Raw genomic sequence first — 22,805 nt, 5'->3', positions numbered from 1 at the left:
GAGCCGGCGCCCTGAACGAGAAAGCATCGAGTAGAACCGTGACAGTCGAATTATTCCCTCGCAGCCGGCCCGTGGGTCGCGGTCAATTGTTGCGATAATGACGAATCTCCAAGCGGTTGACGCCCCCACTCCCCGGTTTGATAATGCACATTGCGTAAGTTAAGGTCGCCGCGGCGCAAGCTGGGAACGGCGCCTTTTTGGCTGGACCGCGCTGATTATGAAAATTCGCTTCCTTTTTCTTCTGGCATTGCTCGTCTCGCTGATCCCGGCCGCTCCGTCGCTTGCGGCCGGCGACCGCTACGCGCTGGTCATTGGCAATTCCAAATATCCGGACGCGGACAGCCCCCTGAAGGAGCCGATCAACGACGCGCGCGATATGGCCGACGAGCTCAAGCGCGATGGCTTTTCGGTGGAAGTAGGCGAGAACCTGACCGGCGACGGCATGCGCCGTGCCTTCGACAAGCTCTACGGCAAGATCAAGCCGGGCTCCGTGGCGCTGTTGTTTTACAGCGGATTCGGCATCCAGTCGGCGCGCCAGAGCTACATGATCCCGATCGATGCCCAGATCTGGACCGAGTCGGACGTCCGCCGCGACGGTTTCAGCCTTGAGGCCGTCCTGGGCGAGCTCAACACCCGCGGCGCCGGCGTCAAGATCGCGCTGGTCGATGCCTCGAGGCGTAACCCGTTCGAACGGCGGTTCCGCAGCTTCTCGGCGGGCCTGACGCCGGTGATCGCGCCGAACGGCACGCTGGTGATGTATTCGGCAGCACTTGCCTCGGTGGTGTCGGACGCCGGCGGCGATCATAGCCTGTTCGTCCAGGAACTCTTGAAGGAAATCCGCGTCCCCGACCTGATGGCGGAGGAAACGCTGAACCGTACCAAGATGGGCGTCACCCGCGCCTCGCGCGGCGAGCAGGTGCCGTGGATCTCGTCTTCGCTCGCCGAGGATTTTTCGTTCATTCCCGGCGCCGCTGGATCGCGCCCGACGACACCGCCGCCGCCTGCTGTCGCGAACAACCCGCCTCCGGCTCCGCCCGCCCCACCCGCGGTCGCGAACAATCCGCCGCCGCCGTCGCCAAAACCGCAGGTGGAGGCCGCGCTGCCTCCGCCGCCACCGCCGGTCAAACCGGCAGAGACCCCCGCGCCCAGCATGGATAGCGGGCCGAGCGCGGCCGCGCTGGCCGAGGATCCCACCATCAAGGGCCTGACGGGCAAGATCGCGGCCAATCCTGACGACGTCAATGCGCTGTACCGGCGAGGCCAGGTCTATGCCAGCAAGGGGGCCTATAGCCTTGCCATCAAGGATTTCGACGACACGCTCCGGATCAATTCGAAGGACGTCGAGGCGCTGAACAACCGCTGCTGGACCCGCACCGTCGTCGGCGACCTCCAGGGCGCGTTGAAGGATTGCAACGAGGCCCTGCGGCTGCGGCCGAATTTCGTCGATGCGCTGGACAGCCGCGGGCTGGTCAACCTCAAATCCGGGGCGGTGAAGAACGCCATCGCCGATTTCGACGCCGCGCTGAGGATCAACCCGCGCCTGACCTCCTCGCTCTATGGACGGGGCGTGGCGAAGCAGCGCAACGGCTCGGCCCAGGAGGGCGCACTCGACATCGCCAATGCCAAGGCGATGGATCCGAACATCGCTGGGGAATTCGCAAGTTACGGAGTGCGTTGATATTTTTTTGATTTGACGCGCCAGGCGCCTCGAACCCGCGGCGGTCCGGCCAAGACCAATTGGCAAGACTAGCCGAACGGATGCCGCAGGCGGCCTTGCCGTGGGGGCTGGTTGCAGGATTTTGGAACCGCGCGGGTTCGCGCAGGAGGGACTGGCAATGAAATTGGCTGCAAAAGGACTGACTGCGATCCTGTCCATCATCACCCTCGGCGCCGCGTTGTCGCTGACGCCCGCTTTCGCCGGCGACGACGGCAACAGCAAGAACGTCAGCGAGGACGAGATCGTCCGCGCGCTGGCGCCGCCGAAAAAGCCCCTGACCCGCGGCCTCTCGATCGCCCCGCAGACCGATCCGACACCGAACCCGGCGGAAACCAAGCTGATTCAGTCCGTTCGCGGCCGCGCCACGCGCTCGCTCTCGTCGACCGAGCGCGAGGAGATCGCGTCCGCCGCCAAGGACAAGCCGAATATCGACCTCGAAATCACCTTCGACTACAACTCGGCCGATATCAGCGCCAAGTCGCTGCCTTCCGTTCAGGCGCTCGGCCGTGCGCTGACCAGCCCCGACCTGAAGGGCTCCACCTTCGTCGTTGCCGGCCACACCGACGCTGCGGGTGGTGAAGCCTACAACCAGGAGCTGTCGGAGCGCCGCGCGGATTCGATCAAGCGCTACCTCGTCGACAAGTACAGCATCGCCGCGAGCGACCTCGTCACCGTCGGCTACGGCAAGAGCAAGCTGAAGGACCCGAGCCAGCCGATGGCGGAGGTGAACCGTCGCGTGCAGGTCGTGAATATGGAAAACAAGACCACCGCATCGAAGTGACCACAGCGTAATCCTTTGCAGTGACAAGTCCTGATGTGGTGTAAAGTCTTGCTCCCAGCGCGCGTCCCGCAGTCCTGCGGGACGCCGCTTCGTTTCAGGGAAACGCTCCCCATAACCGTGCGCCAGGCCAGGATGATCCGGCGATGAACATCTCCGAATATCTCAAGCCTGCGGGAACCGTGGCGCTCATCGTCGCGCTCGGCGTCGGCTATTACTGGTTCGAGCATCGGCATCGCCCCGAGGCGAAGGAAACGCCGGGCGAGGCGCAGGTCATCGTGACGAAGGCGACCAATGCCTGCTTCTCCGACCTGGTGCGGGTCACCGGCTTCTTCGTGCCGCGGCGCGAGGCCGTCGTCATGGCCGACCAGGAAGGATCGAAGGTCACCGACGTCTTCGTCACCGAAGGCGCTGTTGTCACCGAGAATCAGGAATTGGCCCGCCTGACGGCGCCGCCGCAGATACCAGGTCAGCCGCAACGGCCAGGACCGCAAGGGCCGATCTCGCTGAAGGCGCCTGCGCCGGGCCTCATCACCGAAGTTCGCACCATCGTCGGCGCACCCGCTTCGCCGCAGGCCGGCCCGATGTTCCGCATCGCCGTGCTCAACGAGATCGAGCTGGAAGCGCAGGTCCCGGCCGTGCATATGCCGAAGCTCAGCCCCGGCGCGACAGTGCGGATCAGCCGGGATGACGCCGCCGATCTGATCGGCCGTGTCCGGCTGGTTGCCCCCGAGATCGACCGCGCCACGCAGCTCGGCCGCGTCCGCATCAGCGTCACCAACAATCCTTCGCTGAAGGTGGGCGTGTTCGCCCGCGCCTCGATCGACGCCAAGCGGAGCTGCGGCGTTGCGGTTCCCAAGACTGCGATCGACCATCTCACCGTGCAGGTGGTCAAAGGCAACATCGTCGAGACACGCCGGGTGCGCGTCGGGCTGACATCCGACAGCCAAATGGAAATCCTTGAAGGGGTCGATGTCGGCGAGATCGTCGTGGCCGACGCCGGCTCTTCGCTCCATGACGGCGACCAGATCAAGACCATGTTCGCCGATGAACTCGATCGCACGCGGGTACGCTGATGGCTCTCAATATCTCGGCATGGTCGATTCGCAATCCGCTGCCGTCGGTGGTGTTTTCGATCATCCTTCTGATCCTCGGCTGGACCTCATTCACCAAGCTCGCCATCACGCGATTGCCTTCGGCCGACATTCCCGTGATCTCGGTCGCAGTCTCGCAATTCGGTGCCGCACCTGCGGAGCTCGAATCCCAGGTCACCAAGACCGTTGAAGATGCCGTCTCGGGCGTCGAGGGCGTGCGCCACATCACCTCGTCGATCACCGACGGCCTGTCGGTCACCACCATCCAGTTCGCGCTGGAGACCAACACCGACCGCGCGCTCAATGACGTCAAGGACGCGGTGACCCGCGTGCGCTCGAACCTGCCGCAGAACGTCACCGAGCCGTTGATCCAGCGCGTCGACGTCATCGGCCTGCCGATCGTCACCTATGCCGCGATCTCGCCCGGCAAGACGCCCGAGCAACTCTCCTATTTCGTCGACGATGTGGTTAAGCGCGCGCTGCAAGGCGTGCGCGGCGTCGCCCAGGTCGAGCGCATCGGCGGTGTCGAGCGCGAGATCCTGGTCTCGCTCGATCCCGACCGCCTGCAGGCGATGGGGCTGACCGCCGTCAATGTCAGCCAAAGCCTGCGCGGCACCAATGTCGACGTCGCCGGTGGCCGCGCCGAGATCGGCAAGAATGACCAGGCGATCCGGACACTGGCCGGCGCCAAGACACTGAGCGATCTCGCCGGCACCATGGTCCCGCTGTTCGGCGGCGGCGAAGTCCGCCTCGACGATCTCGGCACCGTCACTGACACCATCGCCGACCGCCGCACCTTCGCCCGCTTCAACGGTGAGCCGGTAGTCGCGCTCGGCATCAAGCGTTCCAAGGGCGCCAGTGACGTGAAGGTCGCCGAAGCGGTGCAGAAGCGCATCGACGCGCTCAAGGCCGCCTATCCCGATGTCGACCTCAAGCTGATCGACACCTCCGTCGAATACACCAACGGCAATTACGAAGCGGCGATCTCGACCCTGTTCGAGGGCGCCATACTGGCCGTCGTCATCGTACTGCTGTTCCTGCGCGACCTGCGCGCCACCATCATTGCCGCGGTCTCGCTGCCGCTGTCGATCTTCCCGGCTTTCTGGGCGATGGACATTCTCGGCTTCTCGCTCAACCTCGTCAGCTTCCTCGCGATCACGCTATCGACGGGTATTCTCGTCGACGACGCCATCGTCGAGATCGAGAACATCGTGCGGCATATGAACATGGGCAAATCGCCCTATCGTGCCGCACTGGAAGCCGCCGACGAGATCGGCCTCGCCGTGATCGCGATCTCGCTGACCATCATCGCGATCTTCGCGCCCGCGAGCTTCATGTCGGGCATCGCCGGACAGTTCTTCAAGCAATTCGGCATCACCGTCTCGGTGCAGGTGTTCTTCTCGCTGCTCGCGGCACGCTTCGTGACGCCGATGCTGGCGGCTTACTTCCTCAAGCATCACAATCACGAAGAGCCCCCGCCCGGCCGCGTGCTGCGGACCTACCATAAGGTCGTAACATGGTCGGTGAGGCACTATTTCATCACCGTGCTGGCCGGCTTCGGCATCTTCGCGGCCTCGATCTGGAGCATCACGCTGCTGCCGCAGGGCTTCCTGCCGGCGCAGGACAGCGCCCGTTCCCTGTTGGCCCTCGAACTGCCGCCGGGCACACAGCTCGCCTACACCGAAAAAGTCACCGAGGACATCGTCGCACGCCTGCGCAAGCGGCCCGAGGTGAAGAGCATCTTCGTCGACGGCGGGCGCGTTCCTCCGGGGACCCAGGAGGTCCGGCGCGCCGCCTTGATCATCAATTATACGCCCAAGAACGACCGCAACATCACCCAGCGCGAGCTCGAATTCTCGATCAGCCAGGAGCTGGAGAACGTTCCCGATATCCGCTTCTGGTTCCTGGATGAGAACGGCCTGCGCGCGATCTCGCTGGTCGTGACCGGTGCCGACCCCAATATCGTCAACAACGTCGCCAGCGAGCTTGCGACGCAGATGAAGCGGATTCCAACCATCTCCGACGTGATCTCGGAGACATCGCTGGAACGTCCCGAACTGCGCATCGAGCCGCGCGCCGATCTCGCCGCGCGGCTCGGCGTCTCGACCGAAAGCCTGTCGCAGACCATCCGTGTCGCGACCATCGGCGACGTCGGTCCGGCGCTCGCCAAGTTCGACGTCGGCGACCGCCTGGTGCCGATCCGCGTGCAGCTCGAGGACGCCGCGCGCGGCAATCTCAAGACGCTGGAGCAGCTGCGCGTGCCGCTCGGTGAGCACGGCGAGAAGGGCGGCGTGCCGCTCGCGGTCATCGCCGACGTCAAGCTCGACCAAGGCCCGACCAGCATCAACCGCTACGACCGCGAGCGGCAGGCAACCGTCGCCGCCGACCTCGTCGGCTCCGCGGCACTCGGCGATGCCACCAAGAAGATCTACGACCTCCCGGTGATGAAGAGCCTGCCGAAGGGCGTGAAGGTCTCACCCTCCGGCGACGCCGAAAGCCTCAACGAGCTATCCGACGGTTTTGCCACCGCGATCACGGCCGGCCTGATGATGGTCTATGCGGTGCTGGTGCTGCTGTTCGGCACCTTCCTCCAACCGATCACCATCCTGTTCTCACTGCCGCTGTCGATCGGCGGCGCGATCGCCGCCCTGCTCGTCACCGGCAAGCAGCTCACGACGCCGGTGTGGATCGGCATCCTGATGCTGATGGGCATCGTCACCAAGAACGCCATCATGCTGGTGGAATTCGCCATCGAAGCGATCCATGCCGGCAAGCCGCGCGACGAGGCGATGATCGACGCCGGCATGAAACGCGCCCGCCCGATCGTGATGACCACGATCGCGATGGCCGCCGGCATGATGCCGAGCGCGCTCGCGGTCGGCGCCGGCGGCGAGTTCCGCTCACCGATGGCGCTCGCGGTGATCGGCGGCTTAATCTTCTCGACCATCCTGTCGCTGGTGTTCGTGCCCGCGATGTTCATGGTGATGGACGACCTCGGCGCCCTGATCTGGCGCTTCGGCAAGCGGCTGATCGTGCACAGCGAGGATGCGGAGACCGCCGGTCATCACGCGACTCCGCCCGCCGACGCCGCGCACGCGGAAGCCATGCCGAAGAACATCGTGCATCCGGCGGCGGAATAATCGCGGCACCGACGGAAGCGACGCGGCCTGGCTGCGCCCCTATTCGTTCCGGGCAATTGTCGTCAATTTTGTCATGTTCTTAAGGAGGATGCGCCCGCGCTGGAGGTCCAGGATCGCCTCCTTCCGCCAGGCCTGAAGCTGCCGGTTGACGCTCTCGCGCGCGGCGCCGACGAAGACACCGAGCTGCTCCTGGGAGATGTGCACCTCGGAGCCAAAATCGGCGGCGAGCGCGCAGAGCCGCCGCGCCAGCCGCACCGGCAAAGGTTGCAGCATGGATTCTTCCATGCGCTCGCTTTGCCAGCGGATGCGCTGGCACAAGAGTGCAATGATCTTGATCGCCACCCTGGGCTCGCGCTCGAGGAAGGCGAGGAAGTCTTCGCGCCGCAGCACGAATAATTCGCTGGCCTCGCCGGCGGTCGCATCCGCGGTGCGACTCTGACCGTCCAGCACCGCGACCTCGCCGAACAGATCGCCCGATCCCATGAAATTCAGCGTCAACCGGCTGCCGTCGGAGGCGCCGGTCTCGATCCGGACCTGGCCGCGGCGCACGCCGAACAGCGCGTCGCCAGGGTCACCCTTCTGGAACAGCACCTCGCCGTTCGCCAGATGCTGGGTGTGGCAGAGGTTTGACAGCCGCTGGAGTTCGTCCGCACCGAGATCGGCGAACATGGCATTCATTTTCAGAATGACCGCAAATTCGGCCTGCTTGCTCATTTCAACGTCCTTGTGAATTTGTTTTGGCAAATCGCTTGGAAGCATCAACGTCAGAATCGCGTAAAACCGCGCCGTGGAAGTGTGTCATAAGTCACATAACTTTGCAGCACCTTCCGACTATTTTTAGTCGCTTGGAGCGGCTTCCCGTCCCGGGATAAACTCAGGCGTGAAGGACGGGTCATCTGCCGGATTCGACGCCGCTCGTCCGTCGTTGGAAAGTCCACATGAGAGCAGTGAAATTCGCCGGCGCCGCGGTGGCCGCAATCATCATCGTGATCGCACTCCTGCTGGTGATCGGGATCCCTTCGGGCTTCCTGACCGCGACGATCGCCTCGCGCGTCGAGCAGGCGACCGGTTATCGCCTGTCGATCGACGGCACCACCAAGATCAGCGTTTGGCCGACGCTGGACGTCACGCTGAACGACCTCACGCTTGCCGACCCCAAGGACCGCAGCGGCATCACCCGCCTGACCATCGAGAGCGTGCGGGCCGAGATGTCGCTGTCCAGCGCATGGTCGGGTCACCCGAATATCCGCGAGATCGTCGTCACCCATCCCGTGCTGTACCAGCCGTTGCTGCGTGACCGCCTGCCGAACGCCGACGCATCGCCGAAGCCGCTCGCGCTCGACATCAATGGCGCCAGCATCGACCGCATCAGGATTACCAACGGGGAGATCGCATTCTCTCGCGCGCGCGATCGCATCGAAGGCCGCATCAGCGCCATCAATGCCGACGCAGCCGCGGGACACGACCGCAAGATCAATGTCACGGGCACCGCGCGTGTCGGCGAGCACCCGACCAAGTTCGATATCAAGGCGACCACGCCGGCCCCGCCGATCGAGCGGCAGACCATCCCGGTGGATTTCGTCATCGACATGCCCGACGTGCTGACGTCGCAGCTCGCGGGCCATGCCGAGTTGCGGCTCAACGGCCCGATCGTGATGGTCAACGGCGTCAACGGCACGCTCGGCGATGGCGCCTTCAGCGGCTGGGCCTCGGTCGACATCGCGAGCAAGCCACTGGTGAAGGTCGATCTCGACTTCCAGCGGCTGGCGATCCCGCTGGCGAAATCGCCTGATGGCGCGTCCGGACGGCCCTGGAGCGATGCTCCGATCGACGTGTCCGGGCTCAACTATGTCGACGCGCAAATCAGGATCTCGGCCAACGAAGCCGTCATCGGCGAGGCCCGTCTTGCGCCGCTCGCGCTCGACGCGAAGCTCGCCGGCGGCATCTTGAAGGCGGGCACCGCCAATCTCGGCGCCTATGGCGGCCAGATCTCGGGCGAGGTGATTCTCGACGCGACCAGCGGCGCGCCGAGCTTTGCGATGCATTCCGATCTCGTCGGCGTGCGCGCGCTGCCGCTGCTGAAGGGCCTTGCCGAATTCGACCGGATCGACGGCAAACTGCAGGCCAAGCTTGCGCTGCGCAGCGCCGGCACCAGCCAGCGCGCGCTGATGGCGAACATGCAGGGCACGGCCTTCGTCACTTTCCAGGACGGCGCCATCCGCGGCATCAATGTCGCACAGATGATCCGCTCGCTGACGTCGGGCACGCTGTCGGGCTGGCAGGACAACCAGAACAACAGCCAAGAGCAGAGCACTGACCTGTCGCAGCTCTCCGCCTCCTTCCGCATCGACAAGGGCCAGGCGGTGACGACGGATCTCAATTTGATCGGGCCACTCGTGCGCGTCACCGGCGCCGGCACCATTGCGCTCGACACCAAGATGATGGGGTTTCGCGTCGAGCCGAAGCTGGTGATGACGACCGAGGGCCAGGGCCGCGCCTCCGATCCGGTCGGCTTCGGCATTCCCGTGATGATTACAGGGCCGTGGTCGCAGCCGCGGATCTATCCGGACATGGCCGGGGTGCTCGACAATCCGGACGCCGCCTATGCCAAGCTGCGCGAGATGGGCAAGGGCCTGTTCGGTCCCGATGGCGCTGGGCTCGGCAACATTCTGAACAGTTTTGGCCTCGGCGGCGCCGCAGCACCGGGTGGCGGCAACGCGGCCGGCAATGCCAATCCGCAGACGCAGCAGCCGGGGCAAGGACAAGGGCAGAACAATCTGCTCGGCGGACAGCTCGGAGAGACGATCGGCAATTTGATCCAGCAGGGGCTGTCGAGCGGCGCGGGAAACGGCACCGGCCGAAGCCGCAGCCTGCCCGGCGCCCCGACCACACCGGCACCGCAGGCTTCGCCGACCTCTCCCACCCAAGACCCGCCCGAGGTGCACCCGCCCGAGGCGCAGCAGGACAGCCAGCCGATGAATGACGTGATGCGGCAACTCTTTAATCGGTAGTTTGCGGACCAACGCGCTGAACTCCGAGGGCGGTCTTTACACCGGCTCCCCATCCACTTCTTCCTCCGAACGGATGAGGCCGCGCCGCAGACGGCTGCGACGATTCGCCGCCCTGCCAGCTCCCGGCAATTCCCGGGCGGGTAACCACACCGGCCCCTTGCCGGTCCAAAGGCCCAAATTGTGGTAGAAGGGCCATAGGCCTGTACGGCCCATGGCGCCGGCGTCAGTCGCGGCGCGAGAGGATCCGGATGGCGGGAGCGAAAGACAAGACCTGGTTTCTGCGCGAGGGCCTGTTCGCCAAATATGTCGTCTCCCTCGTCGGCCTCGTCGTGTTCGTGCTCGCCGTCAACGGCGCGATGGAGACCTGGATCTCCTATCGCGCCACCAAGATCTCACTGACCGACGCCCTCGAGGACAAGGCGCAAGGAACCGCCCGGCGCGTGGAGCAATCCGTCTCCGAGCTCGAACGCCAGATCAGCTGGGTGACGACGGCAAGCCGGGACACGATCGAGAAACGCCGCGCCGACTACGCCCAGCTGCTGCAGCAGGTCTCGGTCGTTTCCCAGCTGTTCCAGCTCAACGGCGACGGCCGCGAGGTGCTGCGCGTTTCGCGCCAATCGACCACGACCAATGGCAATGCCGACCTCGTCCGCGACATGCGCTTCACTGATGCGGTGGCGCGCGGCGTGAGCTACTCGCCAGCCAACTTCGTCGATCAGCGACCGGTGATGTCGATCTCGGTGGCGCATTCCGGCTTCAATGCCGGCGTCACCGTGGCCGAGATCGATCTCAGCTTCCTCTCCGACTTCCTGTCCGACGCCCAGGTCGGCAAGGCGGCGTTTGCCTATGTGGTCGACGCACGGGGCCGTGTGCTGGCGTCCTCGTCGAAGGGACCCGATGTCGGCAAGGATTTGTCGAAACTGCCACAGGTCGCGGCTGCGATCGCGCCCGCGCGCGAGCCGGAGACGTCGGGCACCGACTTCAACGGCCATGCGGTGCTATCAGCCGCGAGCACGGTGCCGAAGCTCGGCTGGAGCGTGCTGTTCGAGCAGCCGACCGCGCAGGCGCTGACGCCGATCCGCGACCAGCTCGTGCGCATCGCGCTGCTGATCGGCATGGGGCTGCTGGTTGCGATCCTCGCCGGCACGCTGCTGGCGCGCCGCATGATCATCCCGATCACGGCGCTGCGCGACGGTGCGCACAAGCTCGGCGAGGGCGATTTCAGCCACCGCATCGACGTGCACACCTCCGACGAGCTCGAAGAGCTCGCCGGCCAGTTCAACCGCATGGCGGGCCAGCTCCAGGAGACCTATTCGGACCTCGAAACAAAAGTCGAGGAGCGCACCCGCGATCTCGCGCAGTCGATCAACGAGCTGAAGGTGCTGGAGGAGGTCGGCCGTGCGGTGGCCTCCTCGCTCGACCTCAACGCCGTGCTGCCGACCATTGCCGCCCGCGCGCTGGAGATCAGCCACGCGGATGCGGTGCTGATCTACGGCTATGATGCCGAGAAACGCTGCTTCAACTTGGTCGAAGCCGACGGCATCGACAAATCGGCCGACGGCGCGCATGTCACGATCGACGAAGGCGACAACATCTTGAGCGAAGCCGCCGCGCGCTGCGAACCGATCGCGCTTGCCGATCTCGATCACGCCACCGAGCAGCCGCTGCGCGACGTCGCGGTCAATGCCGGCTTCCATTCGGTGCTGGTGGTGCCACTGGTCGACCAGCAGGGCACGCTCGGCTCGCTGGTGGTGCTGCGCCGCGCCGGCGGCGCGTTCGAAGGCAGCCTCACCGGGCTGATGCGCACCTTCGCCAACCAGGCGGTGCTGGCGATGCGCAATGCGCGGCTGTTCACCGAGGTCGACCACAAGAGCCACGCGCTGGAGACCGCGCACGAGACCGTGCGCGCCCAGGCCGACCAGCTGCGCGAGCAGACCGAGCAACTCAAGAACTGGAACAAGTCGCTGGAAGAACGCGTCGCGACCCAGCTCGGCGAGATCGAGCGCATCCGCAAGCTCGAGCGTTTCCTGGCGCCGCAGGTGGCGCAGCTGATCGCCTCCTCCGACAGCCCCGAGGGGCTGCTCGCGAGCCACCGTCGCGAGGTGACCGTGGTGTTCTGCGATCTGCGCGGCTTCACCGCGTTCACGGAAGCGACCGAGCCGGAGGAGGCGATGAACGTGCTGCGCGAATATCACGCAGCGCTGGGCAAGCTGATCTTCAAATATGAAGGCACGCTCGACAAATATGCCGGCGACGGCGTGATGATCCTGTTCAACGCGCCGATCCAGTTCGAGGACCACACCGCGCGCGCCGTGAAGATGGCGGTGGAGATGCGTGACACCATTGGCCCGCTGACCGAGCGCTGGCGCAACCGCGGGCATAGCCTGGGATTCGGCATCGGCATCGCGCTCGGCTATGCCACGCTCGGCCAGGTCGGCTTCGAGCAGCGGCTGGAATATGCCGCGATCGGCAGCGTCACCAACCTCGCCTCCCGCCTCTGCAGCGAGGCCCAGGCCGGCCAGATCGTGGTCAGCCGCCGCGTCTACGGCATCGTCGAGCCCTGGGTCGAGGCCCGCGCGCTCGACGATCTCCAGCTCAAGGGATTTAACCACCCCGTGCTGGCGATGGAGATCCTGTCGCTGCGCGACGAGGTGGACGACGTGGCCGACGTGGTCGACGCGTCGGCGGCGCGGCGGAGAGGGTAGCCGCAAACAAAAAGTCGAAAACAACCCCATGCACAGTAGGGAAGGCCCTGAGCGGCATGGCGATTTTCGTCAGCACTGCGGATTTTGCGAAATTCCCTTTGACACGTCGGGCAAAACACCGGCATGATGGCATCATCGGTCGTTTGCGCCGGGTCTCACCAAGCTCCGGTTTTTGCCTCGCGCCAGATCGTCGCGCTCGGGCGACCGCGCTGTGGTTGATCTCGCGAATCTTGCGGACCAGACGAACGACCTTTGGAGAATAGTGCTTCATTGCGCGCTCACGGCGCACTTGCCAGAAACGGGTTGACGACGGCGAGTCCCCCGATGCTGCGGCCGTGCTGCAAATCTTCGCTGTAGAGCGTGTCGCAGCCGGCCTCGATCGCGGAGGCAATGATCAGCGCGTCGTAGAAGGAAAAGCCGTGATCCCGGGCGAGCGCGAGGGCGGCGCGGCTGGTCGCGGCGGTCAGCGGCACCGCGGGTTCGAGCGCGTTGTCGATGTCGTCAAGGACGAGCTCGATATCGCGCCAGCTTCGATGGTCCTTCTTGCGCAGCACATTCGTCAGCTCGTTCAGGACCTGGGCGCTGACCGTCCCGCCTTGGGCGATGAGGTCTTGCGAGATGGTCGCTTTCGGGCCGGTCTGCTGGGCGTAGACGAGAATGTTGGTATCGAGGAACGCGCTCACCGCTCGTTCGCCTCGTCACGATCGAACTTGTAATCGGCCGGCAAGGCCGGCCAGTTCCTCGCCCGCATGTTTTCGATCGCGCGCTGCCGCCGCTGCTCTTTGGTCTCAACCTCGATCGTGCCTTCGCCGGCGGCGACGACCTCCAGCTCATCACCCTCCTTGAGGCCGAGCTGATCGACCAGCGCCTTGGGCAAGCGGACGGCGAGACTGTTGCCCCATTTGGAAACCTGCATAGGACCCTCGAAGATATACGCTTCGGGTTTGTATATCATATAGAGGATATGCTAGCCGTTCAACTGCGCATTTTGATCGCAGGGCCGCTCAGCCGCAATTCGGCCGGGCACGAGAGATGGGCGTCCACAGACCTTCTCAGCCAGGTCATTCCCCCGTCATCGGCTCCCGATACGGGTCGCGACTGGATCATCTGAAGACGCCGTCCAGCGTCGATTTTCTGAACATCCTTGGGGGGATCATGACTGCTTTCACCGTGGCAAGCGGGGCTACCGTCACGTCCGCGAAGACCGTCAGCGGCGCCGACACCGGCACCATTCAGGCAGGCGGCACGCTGTCCGACACCACCGACATCGTCTGGACCGGCGGGACGGCCGGGCAGACCGTGGTGATCGACAATGCCGGCACCATCAGCGCGACCACGCGCGGCATCGACACCAAGGGCTCGTTCACCTCGGGCAACCTGACCTTCGTCAACGAGGCCGGCGCCAAGCTGATTGCGGGCGACGACGCGTTTCGCATCAACACCGCGCTGACCGGCGGCACCATCAATGTCAACAATTCCGGCACCATCGTGTCGGGCACGGTTGACGCGTCGGGCAACATCGTTGCGGGCTCGAGCGGCCAGGCGCTCGACTTCGCCGCCATCGTGTCGGCAACCGAGGTGATCAACATCACCAATCACACCGGTGCCGTGATCGGCGCCTCCGGCGACGACGCGATCCGCCCCGGCGCCGGCATCGTCACCATCGACAATAACGGGCTGATCGACGCCACCGCATCGGCCAGCCGCGCGATCAACCTCAAGACCTCCAGCCTCTCGAACATCACCTCGTTCACGCTGGAGAACGACCAGCACGGCGTGATCCAGTCGCAGGGCGATGCGGTTCGCATCACAGCCTCGACGCTGACCACGACCGCAACCTACACGGTTTCAGTCGACAATGCCGGCACCATCCAGTCGACGGGATCGGGCGCGAACAACGGCCAGGCGATCGATTTCACCGACCTGGTCTCGACCAATGGCACCATCCATCTCACCAACGAGGCGACCGGCCTGATCAAGGCCGCCGATGCCGACGCGATCCGCGGCGGCGTCAACATGGTGATCGACAATTACGGAAAAGTCTTCGGCGGCAATTCGGGTGGCGACGACAACGACGGCATCGACTTCCAGGGCAATGCCGGCGGCACCGTCAACAACCACACCGGCGGCACCATCGAGGGCACGCGCCACGGCATCACCGGCGATGCGCCGGTCACGGTCAACAATGACGGCACCATCACCGGCGATCTCGGCAGCGGCATCAACCTCGACACGCCCAGCCTGTCGATGACCACTGTGACCAATCACGGCACCATCATCGGCACCGGCGGCTACCTCGCCGGCGTCGCGGTGGACGGCGACGGCATCGACGTCGACGGACTTTTGACGCTCGACAATTTCGGCACCATCCAGGCGGCCGGCGTACATGTGGTCGAGGCCGACGGCACGGTCGACCTCCAGGAGGCCGTCACCATCGGCGGCGGCACCATCATCAACGAGACCGGCGGCGTCATCACCAGCTTTGAGCGCGCGATCACCGTCAACGACAGCGACGGCACCGGCGGTCCCGATCACAACAACGGCAGCAATGGCGGCAATGGCTGGGCGCCGACGACGATCGTGAACTGGGGCCTCATTCACGGCGGCAATGGCGAGGCGATCTCCATCACCGACACCTTCGCCGACACCCTCACCAACCACGGCACGATCGAGGGCAGCGTCGCGCTCGGTGGCGGTGACGACATCGTCAACGACTATACCGGCGCGACCTTCACCGGCACGGTCGACGGCGGCACCGGCACCGACACTTTCAACCTGCTCGGCACCAGCTCCGGCACGCTGGCGCACACGGTCAATTTCGAGGTGCTCGACGTGCAGGGCGGCAACTGGTCCGTGACCGACGCCGAAAGCTTCACCTCCGGCATCAGCATCGAGACCGGCGCCAAGCTGACCGTGACCGACGGCGGCGCGCTCGTGGGCAATGTCACCGACAATGGCGTGTTTGTGTCGACGCATTCCGACGTCTTCACGTTCAACGCCTCGATTTCCGGCAGCGGCTCGCTCGACCAGGCCGGCACCGGCACCACCGTGCTGAGCCAGACCGACAGCTATACCGGCGGCACGACGCTGCATGCCGGCACGCTGGAGCTCGCCGCACTCGACGCGGCCGGCACCGGCGCAATCACCTTCGAGAGCGGCGCGCAGACGCTGACGATCGACAAGGCGGCGCTGGACCATGGCCACCTCGACAACACCATCGACGGCTTTGGCGTCGGCGACACCATCGATCTCGCCGGCATCGGCAAGGCCACGAAAGCAACGCTGTCGGCCGACAATGTGCTCAGCATCACCGGCGGCAATTCCGGCACCATCACGCTGCAGCTCGACTCGCATGCCTATGCCTCGGGGCTGAACTACCAGCTGGCGTCCGACGGCCATGGCGGCACCAAGATCAGCGTCGTCTCCGACAATCTCGTCGAGGGCAATGACGGCAACAATCTGCTGGTCGCAAACCTGTTCAGCCCCGTCGGCAGCTTCCTCGACGGGAAGGGCGGCAACGACATCCTGATCGGCGGCCAGCATTCCGACGTGCTCAATGGCGGCGGCGGCAACGATCTGCTCTACGCCGGCGCCGGCGCCGACCAGTTCCGCTTCAACGGCACCGACGAGAAGGCCGGCCAGCACGCCACCGACACCGTGTTCGACCTCAACTTTAGCAAGGGCGACAGCCTGGTGTTCTATGATTACGAGGCCGGCTCCTTCGCCTCATCCGGCGCACATCCCGCGACCGTGCTCGATACCGGCGAGGGTGCGGGCTCCGGCGTGGTGGTGAACTCGATGGCGTCACTGGCCGATCTGGTGAAGAACTCGGCTGACGTCACCGCCCAGCGCAGCGGCGGCAACGACCTCGTCATCGACATCAGTCAGAGCAATGGCAGCCACGAGACCATCGTGCTCGATCATCAATGGCAGGCCTACTCGCAGGCATCCAGCGGGCACTTCTTCAGCTGACGAACTCGCCGGAGAGCGCTTGAGTGCGCTCTCCGGTCGCCTCCGCTCACATCCCGCGCTTCGGCCCGATCGCCTCGAACCCCGCCTTCTGCTCATCGCTAAGATCGGCCTCGAAATCGTCGAGCGCATCGGCGACACCGTTGACCGCCTGCAGCATCGTCTGCAGCCGCGCCTTCACGGCGGCGAGGCGGGCTTGCGGTGTCGCTGCTGGCTTTAACGGGCAGGGACTGAGCGTCTCCATGGTGCGCAGCGTGGTGTCCTGGAGCACGTCGAGCCGGGCGCTTCCGGTGTCGTCGAGCTTCAGCGTGCTGACGATCTCGGCAGAGGGCCATTGCTGCTGCACGAACTGCTCGTATTGACGCTGGGCCTGCACATCGTAGCGGGGATCGTAGTTCGGATCGCAGGCAGATACCGCCTGCGCGTCCTTGTGCTGAGCCGCGGCAAGCGCCGCGCGGCGTTCGTTGGCCAGCGAATCGAGCTTTGCTTTCTGGCTATCATCGAGGAGATCGACGAATTTGGCCAGCGGCGCTGCGACGGCGTCCGTGGCCTTGATCATCGCGTCGAGGCGGGCCTGCATCACGCCGAGGCGCTCCGGCGCTGTCGCTGCCGCCTGCGCCGGGCACGAGGCGCGGATGGTCTCGCGCGCGGCCAGCCAGGCGGCGCTGAGATCGTCGAGGGCGGTGCGCTGCATCTCGTTCGGCTGCACCGCGGCGGCGATGCGATCGACGGGCAGGCCGCCGGTGTCGCTGGCATCGCAGACATTCTCCACCGACGGGACTCGTCGCGCGCGACGGCCCTGCGGCGCGGTGTAGGCGGCGAGTTCCGGGCTCGCATAGGGCGCGAAGATCGCCGCATAGATATCGCCATAGCCATAGAGCGAGAGGCTGGTCGTATCGCCTGATATCACCGCATTGGTGAGATCGTCATGCGCGAACGGCCAGAACACGGGACCGATCCAGCCATAGCTGCCGTCGGGATGACGCCACCAGCCCTGCGGACGGCGGCCGCCATGCCAGCCCGATAGCGCAGCTCCTGCCGTCAGCGCCGCGCGCAAAACGTAGGGATTGGCGGGCTGGCCACGCTCGGCCCCGCGAGGGTCCTGCGATCTCAAGGCGGCGTCGCGGGTCCGACCGCCCCGCACCGCCATCCGGGCATGGCGCAATCGCGACAGGCCGATGATGTGGCCGACGGCAAAGCGCGCAACACCGAGCGGCCCGCCACGCAGTCCGAATTGCGCCTCCGCCCTGTTCGGCAACAGCACTGCCAGAAGAGCGACAAGGGCTGCGCCCGCCAGTGCCAAGCGTGAGTTGACCACCGAGCCGACCACCTTTTGGCCCTCCTCCAGCGCCAAACGCGCATCACGTCGCATGAAGAAGACGCGCCAGGGAACCAAATGTTCCGCGGCGAGACGGTCAAAGCGTCGCACGACGGAGGGACGTCATCGCGGCGAGCGTGCGCTTTACCTCGCCCCGCTTGCGGAGAGAGGTCGGATCACATCGCAGATGTAATCCGGGTGAGGGGGTACAGGTCTCTCGACGATCTCGCTCGCGGCGAGGGCCCCTCACCCCGTAGGAATGGGGTGAGGGAGAAGGCCAAACCGCCTCACTGCGCCTTTTGCGGCATCACAAAAGTCTGGCCGGGATAGATCAGGTTGGGATTGTGGATCTTGTCGCGGTTGGCGTTGACGATCACCGCGTAGCGGTTGCCGTCGCCGTAAGCGAGACGGCTCAGCGCCCAGAGGCTGTCGCCGCGGGAAATCACCCGGCTGCCGCCGGCCTCGGCCGGCGGCGTGTTGAAGACCTCGGTCGGCGAGGCCGATGCGACCGTGGCACTCGCCGCCGGCAGCCTCGCCATGGCTCTCGGCTTGGGCGTGCCCGTCATTCTGGAGCGTATCGGCGCCGCGGCCAGACGCGGCGCCGGCAGCGACGCAACGACGTCCGATTTGTCCTGCGGCTTTTCACCCGGCTTGGCCTCCGGCTTCACGGCCGCCGCAACGCGCGCGGGCGGCGGCGCGGCTTCGGCGATTGTCACCGGCATGGTGCGGCTGGATTGCATGACGCTGCCATCCGGCGCCTTGGCGCGCAGCGTCAGCTCGTAGCTGCCGGCGGGAAGCTTGGGCGGGGTCATCACGAACTGGCCGGACGCATCGGCCACCGCGCTGTCGAGCGGCTGGCCGTCGCGCAGCAGTTCGACCTTCGCGCCCGGCGTGGCCTGGCCCGCGATCACGGCCGCCTCGCCAAAATCGTCGACGCGAGCGACGTCGAAACGCGGCCCGGTGTCCGCAATGGCCGGCTGCGGCTTGACCGGCGCGACATCGGCCAGCGCCGTGACCTGCTTCTGGGTCTCGGCGAGCGCATCCGGCCTCACATCCGCTTTGGGCGCGGGAGCCGGCGACGCGGCTGGCGCGGGTGGTGCAACCGCGGCGAGTTTCGGTTCTTCGGCCTTCTCGGTCTTGGGTTCGACCTTGGCTTCAGCCTTCACCTCAGGCTTCGCGACCGCGGCGACCTCGGTGTTCACCCCGCCCGGCAGCAGGCGGCGCAGCCCGGTCGGGCCGATCACCAGCACGGTGCCGGCCAGCGCGAGCAGGCAGAACGCAATGACGGCCTTGGATGCGGTGATCATCAGTCCTCAAACCTTGGGGCGCAAATCGCCCCTTGGCAAATTGCGCTGTTTTGGCCACGGCAGCAAGACGGTCGATGGATGAACCGGCACGGCCCCGTCTGCGTCAAACCAGCGAGGCCGCCTGACCACCATTTTCAGGGAATTTCCCCGTGACCGCATTTTGCCGCACCGCGCCATGGCTGGCGCTGGCCCTGACGCTCGCCGCCTCTCCCGCGGCTGCCGCCGCCGGGCCGCCGCCGGGGTTCATCCTCACCGACAATGCCGATCTCGCCTTCACCTCGCCGGACGGCGCCACCAGGCTCGAGCAGTACATGAAGGACGGTGGCGATTGGGACGTCAAATGGCAGGTCTGGGCGCGGCACGGCGAGCAGAGGACGGAGCTGAAGCCGGAACAGGGCTATGGCGCCGGCTTCCGCTTCACCCCCGACTCGCAATGGCTGGTGCGGATGCAAAAGACCGGCTCTGGCGAGCAGGATCTGTTTCTCTACCATCTCGAGAATGGCGTCTTCGTCAGCGCGACGAAGAAAACATCGCTCAGCGATCTCGCCTGGGCCTATTTCTACGGCCGGCCGGAGACGAAGAATTTCGCCAGGCTCGACTTCCACATCTCGGCCAATCTGATGAAAGGCACGGAAGAGGCCTATCGCTGGCTCGGCGTGAACTGGCCCGACAACCGCTACCTCGTGCTCTCGCTCGGGGGCGAATACGACAAGCATCCGAAAAACACCGTCATGAAGGGGCTGGGCGGCTGGCAATGCCGCTATGACCTCCAGACCGGCAAGTTCGACGTGCCGGCGATGTTCGCCAAGGAGAATGCCGAGGCGATGAAATGGGAGGTGAAGCGCCGGTAAAAACGGCCCCGGAATCGCGTCGCTATTTTGCGCTCCCCATACGTCGCGCCAACTCCCTGATTTTGTTCCGATTCACACTTCCCTAACCCTCGCTGGTAACGCGGTCTTTTTGGTTTTGCTGCATCTTGCCTCCGACGGGAGAGTGGGATGGGCGCATCAATTCGATGGACCGCGCGACTGCGCGCGTTGCTTCGCCGTTGGCGGGGCGCGCCGCTGACGTGGCTGATCGTCGGCGGCTTCGTGCTGATGGCGGCGATGGCCATCGGCACCGGGCTCACCGTCGATCGTTTCCGCCAGAATGCCATCGAGAGCGGCCGCGACAGCCTGGAAAGCTCCGTCCGTCTGCTCGCCCGGCATTTCGACCGCGAGTTCGAGGATTTTGCGGTGCTCCAGAAGAGCATCATCGCGGAACTCGAAAGCCACGGCATCGAGTCCCCTGACGTGTTCCGCAGCGAGATGGCCACGCTCGCCATGCACGAAGTTCTGCGCAACAAGGCGAGCGGCTGGTCCGACGTTGCCGGCGCCAACGTGTTCGATTCCAACGGCATCCTGATCAACTCGTCGAGGCGCTGGCCGGTCGCCGATATCTCGGTGTCCGATCGCGGCTATTTCAACCGGCTGAAGAACGATCCGGCCTCGCAGGAAGAGATCGAGGTCGTTCCCGGCCGGTTCGGCAAAGGTCCGGCGATCGTGATCGCCCGGCGCGTCTCCGGCCCGCACAGCGAATTCCTCGGCCTGGTGTCACGCGCCATCACGCCGGAGCAGCTCGAATCGTTCTTCGCCTCGACCGGAATCGGTGAGGACTCCTCGATCGCGATGCACCACCAGAACGGCCAGCTGCTGGCGCGCGTTCCGCATGTCGACGCCATGATCGGGCAGAACTACCGCACCGGCCCGCCCGAGCAGATGGCCGTGTTCGAGCGCAGCTTCGTCACGACAGAGCTCACAAGCCCGATCGACGGCAAGGACCGCATCGTCGCCTCGCGCATGCTGACCGGCGAGCCGCTGGTCGTGGTCGCCACCAAATCGCTGGACGCGACGCTCGCCACCTGGCGCACCCAAACCAAATTCTTCGTCACTGTCGCCGTGCTGTCGATCGGCCTGCTCGTGCTCACGCTGTTCCTGATCTTCCGCCAGGTGACGCATCGCGTCTCGCTGGAGAAGCAGCGGCTCGACACCGCAATGAACACGATGACGCAGGGCCTGTTGATGTTCGACCAGGACGAGCGGCTGATCGTCTGCAACCGCCGCTACATCGACATGTACGGGCTTTCGACCGCGGTGGTGAAACCCGGCGCCCATTTCCGCGACGTGATCCAGCATCGCCACGACACCGGCTCGTTCGAGGGCGACGTCGATTCCTATTGCGACGACATCTTGAACAGCGCCGGACGCATTCAGAGCAACATCATCGAGACCTCCGACGGACGCCTGATCGAAATCAAGAACCAGCCCGGCGCCGCCGGCGGCTGGCTCGCCACCCATGACGACGTCACCGAGCGCATCCGCGCCGACGAGCGGATCGCCCACATGGCGCATTACGACGCGCTGACCGATCTGCCCAACCGCGTGCTGATGCGCAGACATCTGGAGCGCCGGGTCGCGGAGCTCGCCGAGGGTAAGCCGTTCGCGATCCTCTATATCGACGTCGACGAGTTCAAGGGCGTCAATGATTCGCTCGGCCACGAGGTCGGCGACGAATTGCTGCGCCAGATCGCCAACCGCCTGCGCGCCTGCGTCAGCGGCAACGATCTGGTGGCGCGGCTCGGCGGCGACGAATTCGCCATCGTCAAGACCGGCACCACTGACCAGGCCGAGCTGACTATGCTCGCCGAACAGATCCTGAAGACGCTGCGCACGCCGGTGGACTGCAAGGGCCAGGAAATTGCGACCGACGCCAGCATCGGCATCGCGATCGCACCCGACCACGGCGACAATCTCGACGATCTGTTCAAGCGCGCCGATCTCGCGATGTATGCGGCGAAATCGGAAGGCCGCGGCACCTTCCGCATCTTCGTGCCCGAATACGACGCCAAGGCCGGGCTGCGCCGCCAGCTCGAGCTCGACCTGCGGCAGGCGCTCGTCCGCGGCGAGTTCGAGGTGCACTACCAGCCGCTGGTCGATCTGTCCGCCAATGTCGTCACCGGCTGCGAGGCGCTGCTCAGGTGGCACCATCCGGAGCGCGGCATGGTTTCGCCCGCGGACTTCATTCCGGTCGCGGAAGACACCGGCCTGATCGGCGAGATCGGCGAATGGGTGCTGAAGCAGGCCTGCAACGAGGCCGCGTCGTGGCCCGGCGGCATCCACATCGCGGTCAACGTCTCGCCGGTGCAGTTCCGATCGAAGACGCTGGCGCTGAAGGTTGCCGCTGCGCTCGCCGAGTCGGGCCTGGCGCCGGGACGGCTCGAGCTCGAGATCACCGAAACCGTGCTGATCCGCGACGACGAGGAGGCGCTGACCATCCTGCAGCAACTGCGCGAGCTCGGCGTGCGCATCGCGCTCGACGATTTCGGCACCGGCTATTCGTCGCTGAGCTATCTGCACCGCTTCCCGTTCGACAAAATCAAGATCGACCGCAGCTTCATCAGCGACATCGGCGAGCCCGAGGACTCGTCTCCGATCGTGCAGGCCGTGGTGCACATGGCCGCCGCCCGCCACATGGCGACGACGGCGGAAGGCGTCGAGACCGAAGCGCAGCGCGAGGTGCTGCGGCAGCTCGGATGCAGCCAGATGCAGGGCTGGCTGTTCAGCCCGGCCGTGCCGGCGGCGAAGCTGAAGCTATTGCTGTCGAAGCAGGCTGTTGCGGCTTGAGCCGCAGCCCCGTCAAAATCCATGGGGTGGAACTTTCTGGACCGCTGTCATCACAAGGCGAGACATTCTATGGATAAATTGACGACGGATGAATCGGCCAGGCA

At 65.4% G+C, this 22,805-nt stretch carries 14 protein-coding genes; 9 read left to right on the top strand and 5 right to left on the bottom strand.

All coding sequences use genetic code 11. The features are described 5' to 3' along the window. The first annotated feature begins 217 nt into the window (after nucleotides 1-217). The 4 genes from JJE66_RS11895 to JJE66_RS11880 all read left to right on the top strand — a co-directional run bounded on the left by JJE66_RS11895 (nucleotide 218) and on the right by JJE66_RS11880 (nucleotide 6,729). Entirely contained in the window at nucleotides 218-1,678 is a 1,461-nt protein-coding gene (locus JJE66_RS11895; protein ID WP_200514453.1) for a caspase family protein, read from the top strand. A gap of 157 nt (nucleotides 1,679-1,835) precedes the next feature. Beyond that, nucleotides 1,836-2,498, top strand: coding sequence for an OmpA family protein (locus tag JJE66_RS11890; protein WP_200514452.1), 663 nt, complete (start codon nucleotides 1,836-1,838; stop codon nucleotides 2,496-2,498). 143 nt (nucleotides 2,499-2,641) lie between these two features. After that, on the top strand, nucleotides 2,642-3,571 hold the full coding sequence (locus tag JJE66_RS11885; RefSeq protein WP_200514451.1) for an efflux RND transporter periplasmic adaptor subunit: 930 nt from the start codon (nucleotides 2,642-2,644) through the stop codon (nucleotides 3,569-3,571). Then, nucleotides 3,571-6,729, top strand: coding sequence for an efflux RND transporter permease subunit (locus JJE66_RS11880; protein WP_200514450.1), 3,159 nt, complete (start codon nucleotides 3,571-3,573; stop codon nucleotides 6,727-6,729). The genes JJE66_RS11885 and JJE66_RS11880 overlap by 1 nt, the downstream gene beginning before the upstream one ends. Before the next feature lie 39 nt (nucleotides 6,730-6,768). Here JJE66_RS11880 and JJE66_RS11875 read toward each other — a convergent pair whose 3' ends face one another. Further along, on the bottom strand, nucleotides 6,769-7,443 hold the full coding sequence (locus tag JJE66_RS11875) for a Crp/Fnr family transcriptional regulator (protein WP_200514449.1): 675 nt from the start codon (nucleotides 7,441-7,443) through the stop codon (nucleotides 6,769-6,771). A gap of 224 nt (nucleotides 7,444-7,667) precedes the next feature. Between JJE66_RS11875 and JJE66_RS11870 the strand changes: the two genes are divergently transcribed. Together JJE66_RS11870 and JJE66_RS11865 are read left to right on the top strand one after the other, a co-directional pair. Next, nucleotides 7,668-9,740, top strand: a complete 2,073-nt coding sequence (locus JJE66_RS11870) for an AsmA family protein (RefSeq protein WP_200514448.1) — start codon at nucleotides 7,668-7,670, stop codon at nucleotides 9,738-9,740. A gap of 248 nt (nucleotides 9,741-9,988) precedes the next feature. Next, nucleotides 9,989-12,445, top strand: a complete 2,457-nt coding sequence (locus JJE66_RS11865; RefSeq protein ID WP_200514447.1) for an adenylate/guanylate cyclase domain-containing protein — start codon at nucleotides 9,989-9,991, stop codon at nucleotides 12,443-12,445. A gap of 278 nt (nucleotides 12,446-12,723) precedes the next feature. On the opposite strand, the gene JJE66_RS11860 is transcribed toward JJE66_RS11865, so the two are convergent. Continuing rightward, nucleotides 12,724-13,128: a PIN domain-containing protein gene (locus JJE66_RS11860; RefSeq protein WP_200514446.1), complete on the bottom strand. Its 405-nt coding sequence runs from the start codon at nucleotides 13,126-13,128 to the stop codon at nucleotides 12,724-12,726. Next, the gene (locus JJE66_RS11855) at nucleotides 13,125-13,361 is read right to left on the bottom strand and encodes an AbrB/MazE/SpoVT family DNA-binding domain-containing protein (protein ID WP_200514445.1); all 237 of its coding nucleotides are present in this window, start codon (nucleotides 13,359-13,361) and stop codon (nucleotides 13,125-13,127) included. The genes JJE66_RS11860 and JJE66_RS11855 overlap by 4 nt, the downstream gene beginning before the upstream one ends. Nucleotides 13,362-13,600: 239 nt before the next feature. On the opposite strand from JJE66_RS11855, the gene JJE66_RS11850 reads away from it, so the two are divergent. Continuing rightward, on the top strand, nucleotides 13,601-16,417 hold the full coding sequence (locus JJE66_RS11850; protein ID WP_200514444.1) for a calcium-binding protein: 2,817 nt from the start codon (nucleotides 13,601-13,603) through the stop codon (nucleotides 16,415-16,417). A gap of 46 nt (nucleotides 16,418-16,463) precedes the next feature. On the opposite strand, the gene JJE66_RS11845 is transcribed toward JJE66_RS11850, so the two are convergent. Together JJE66_RS11845 and JJE66_RS11840 are read right to left on the bottom strand one after the other, a co-directional pair. After that, nucleotides 16,464-17,786, bottom strand: a complete 1,323-nt coding sequence (locus JJE66_RS11845; RefSeq protein WP_200514443.1) for a Spy/CpxP family protein refolding chaperone — start codon at nucleotides 17,784-17,786, stop codon at nucleotides 16,464-16,466. A 233-nt stretch (nucleotides 17,787-18,019) separates the two neighbouring features. Next, on the bottom strand, nucleotides 18,020-19,039 hold the full coding sequence (locus JJE66_RS11840; protein WP_200514442.1) for a LysM peptidoglycan-binding domain-containing protein: 1,020 nt from the start codon (nucleotides 19,037-19,039) through the stop codon (nucleotides 18,020-18,022). Nucleotides 19,040-19,188: 149 nt separating this feature from the next. On the opposite strand from JJE66_RS11840, the gene JJE66_RS11835 reads away from it, so the two are divergent. Together JJE66_RS11835 and JJE66_RS11830 are read left to right on the top strand one after the other, a co-directional pair. Next, complete coding sequence (locus tag JJE66_RS11835) at nucleotides 19,189-19,890, top strand: hypothetical protein (protein ID WP_200514441.1); 702 nt, start codon at nucleotides 19,189-19,191, stop codon at nucleotides 19,888-19,890. A gap of 147 nt (nucleotides 19,891-20,037) precedes the next feature. Further along, nucleotides 20,038-22,701, top strand: coding sequence for an EAL domain-containing protein (locus JJE66_RS11830; RefSeq protein ID WP_200514440.1), 2,664 nt, complete (start codon nucleotides 20,038-20,040; stop codon nucleotides 22,699-22,701). The last annotated feature ends 104 nt before the right edge of the window (nucleotides 22,702-22,805 follow it).

It is taken from the genome of Bradyrhizobium diazoefficiens, from assembly GCF_016612535.1.
Lineage (GTDB): Bacteria > Pseudomonadota > Alphaproteobacteria > Rhizobiales > Xanthobacteraceae > Bradyrhizobium > Bradyrhizobium diazoefficiens_C.
This window is presented reverse-complemented; position numbering and strand designations above follow the sequence as displayed.

Coding starts and splice junctions, on each gene's coding strand:
- JJE66_RS11845 (WP_200514443.1), bottom strand. CDS start 17,786: ATGCGACGTGATGCGCGTTTGGCGCTGGAGGAGGGCCAAAAGGTGGTC.
- JJE66_RS11830 (WP_200514440.1), top strand. CDS start 20,038: ATGGGCGCATCAATTCGATGGACCGCGCGACTGCGCGCGTTGCTTCGC.
- JJE66_RS11870 (WP_200514448.1), top strand. CDS start 7,668: ATGAGAGCAGTGAAATTCGCCGGCGCCGCGGTGGCCGCAATCATCATC.
- JJE66_RS11875 (WP_200514449.1), bottom strand. CDS start 7,443: ATGAGCAAGCAGGCCGAATTTGCGGTCATTCTGAAAATGAATGCCATG.
- JJE66_RS11895 (WP_200514453.1), top strand. CDS start 218: ATGAAAATTCGCTTCCTTTTTCTTCTGGCATTGCTCGTCTCGCTGATC.
- JJE66_RS11885 (WP_200514451.1), top strand. CDS start 2,642: ATGAACATCTCCGAATATCTCAAGCCTGCGGGAACCGTGGCGCTCATC.
- JJE66_RS11890 (WP_200514452.1), top strand. CDS start 1,836: ATGAAATTGGCTGCAAAAGGACTGACTGCGATCCTGTCCATCATCACC.
- JJE66_RS11850 (WP_200514444.1), top strand. CDS start 13,601: ATGACTGCTTTCACCGTGGCAAGCGGGGCTACCGTCACGTCCGCGAAG.
- JJE66_RS11865 (WP_200514447.1), top strand. CDS start 9,989: ATGGCGGGAGCGAAAGACAAGACCTGGTTTCTGCGCGAGGGCCTGTTC.
- JJE66_RS11855 (WP_200514445.1), bottom strand. CDS start 13,361: ATGCAGGTTTCCAAATGGGGCAACAGTCTCGCCGTCCGCTTGCCCAAG.
- JJE66_RS11880 (WP_200514450.1), top strand. CDS start 3,571: ATGGCTCTCAATATCTCGGCATGGTCGATTCGCAATCCGCTGCCGTCG.
- JJE66_RS11840 (WP_200514442.1), bottom strand. CDS start 19,039: ATGATCACCGCATCCAAGGCCGTCATTGCGTTCTGCCTGCTCGCGCTG.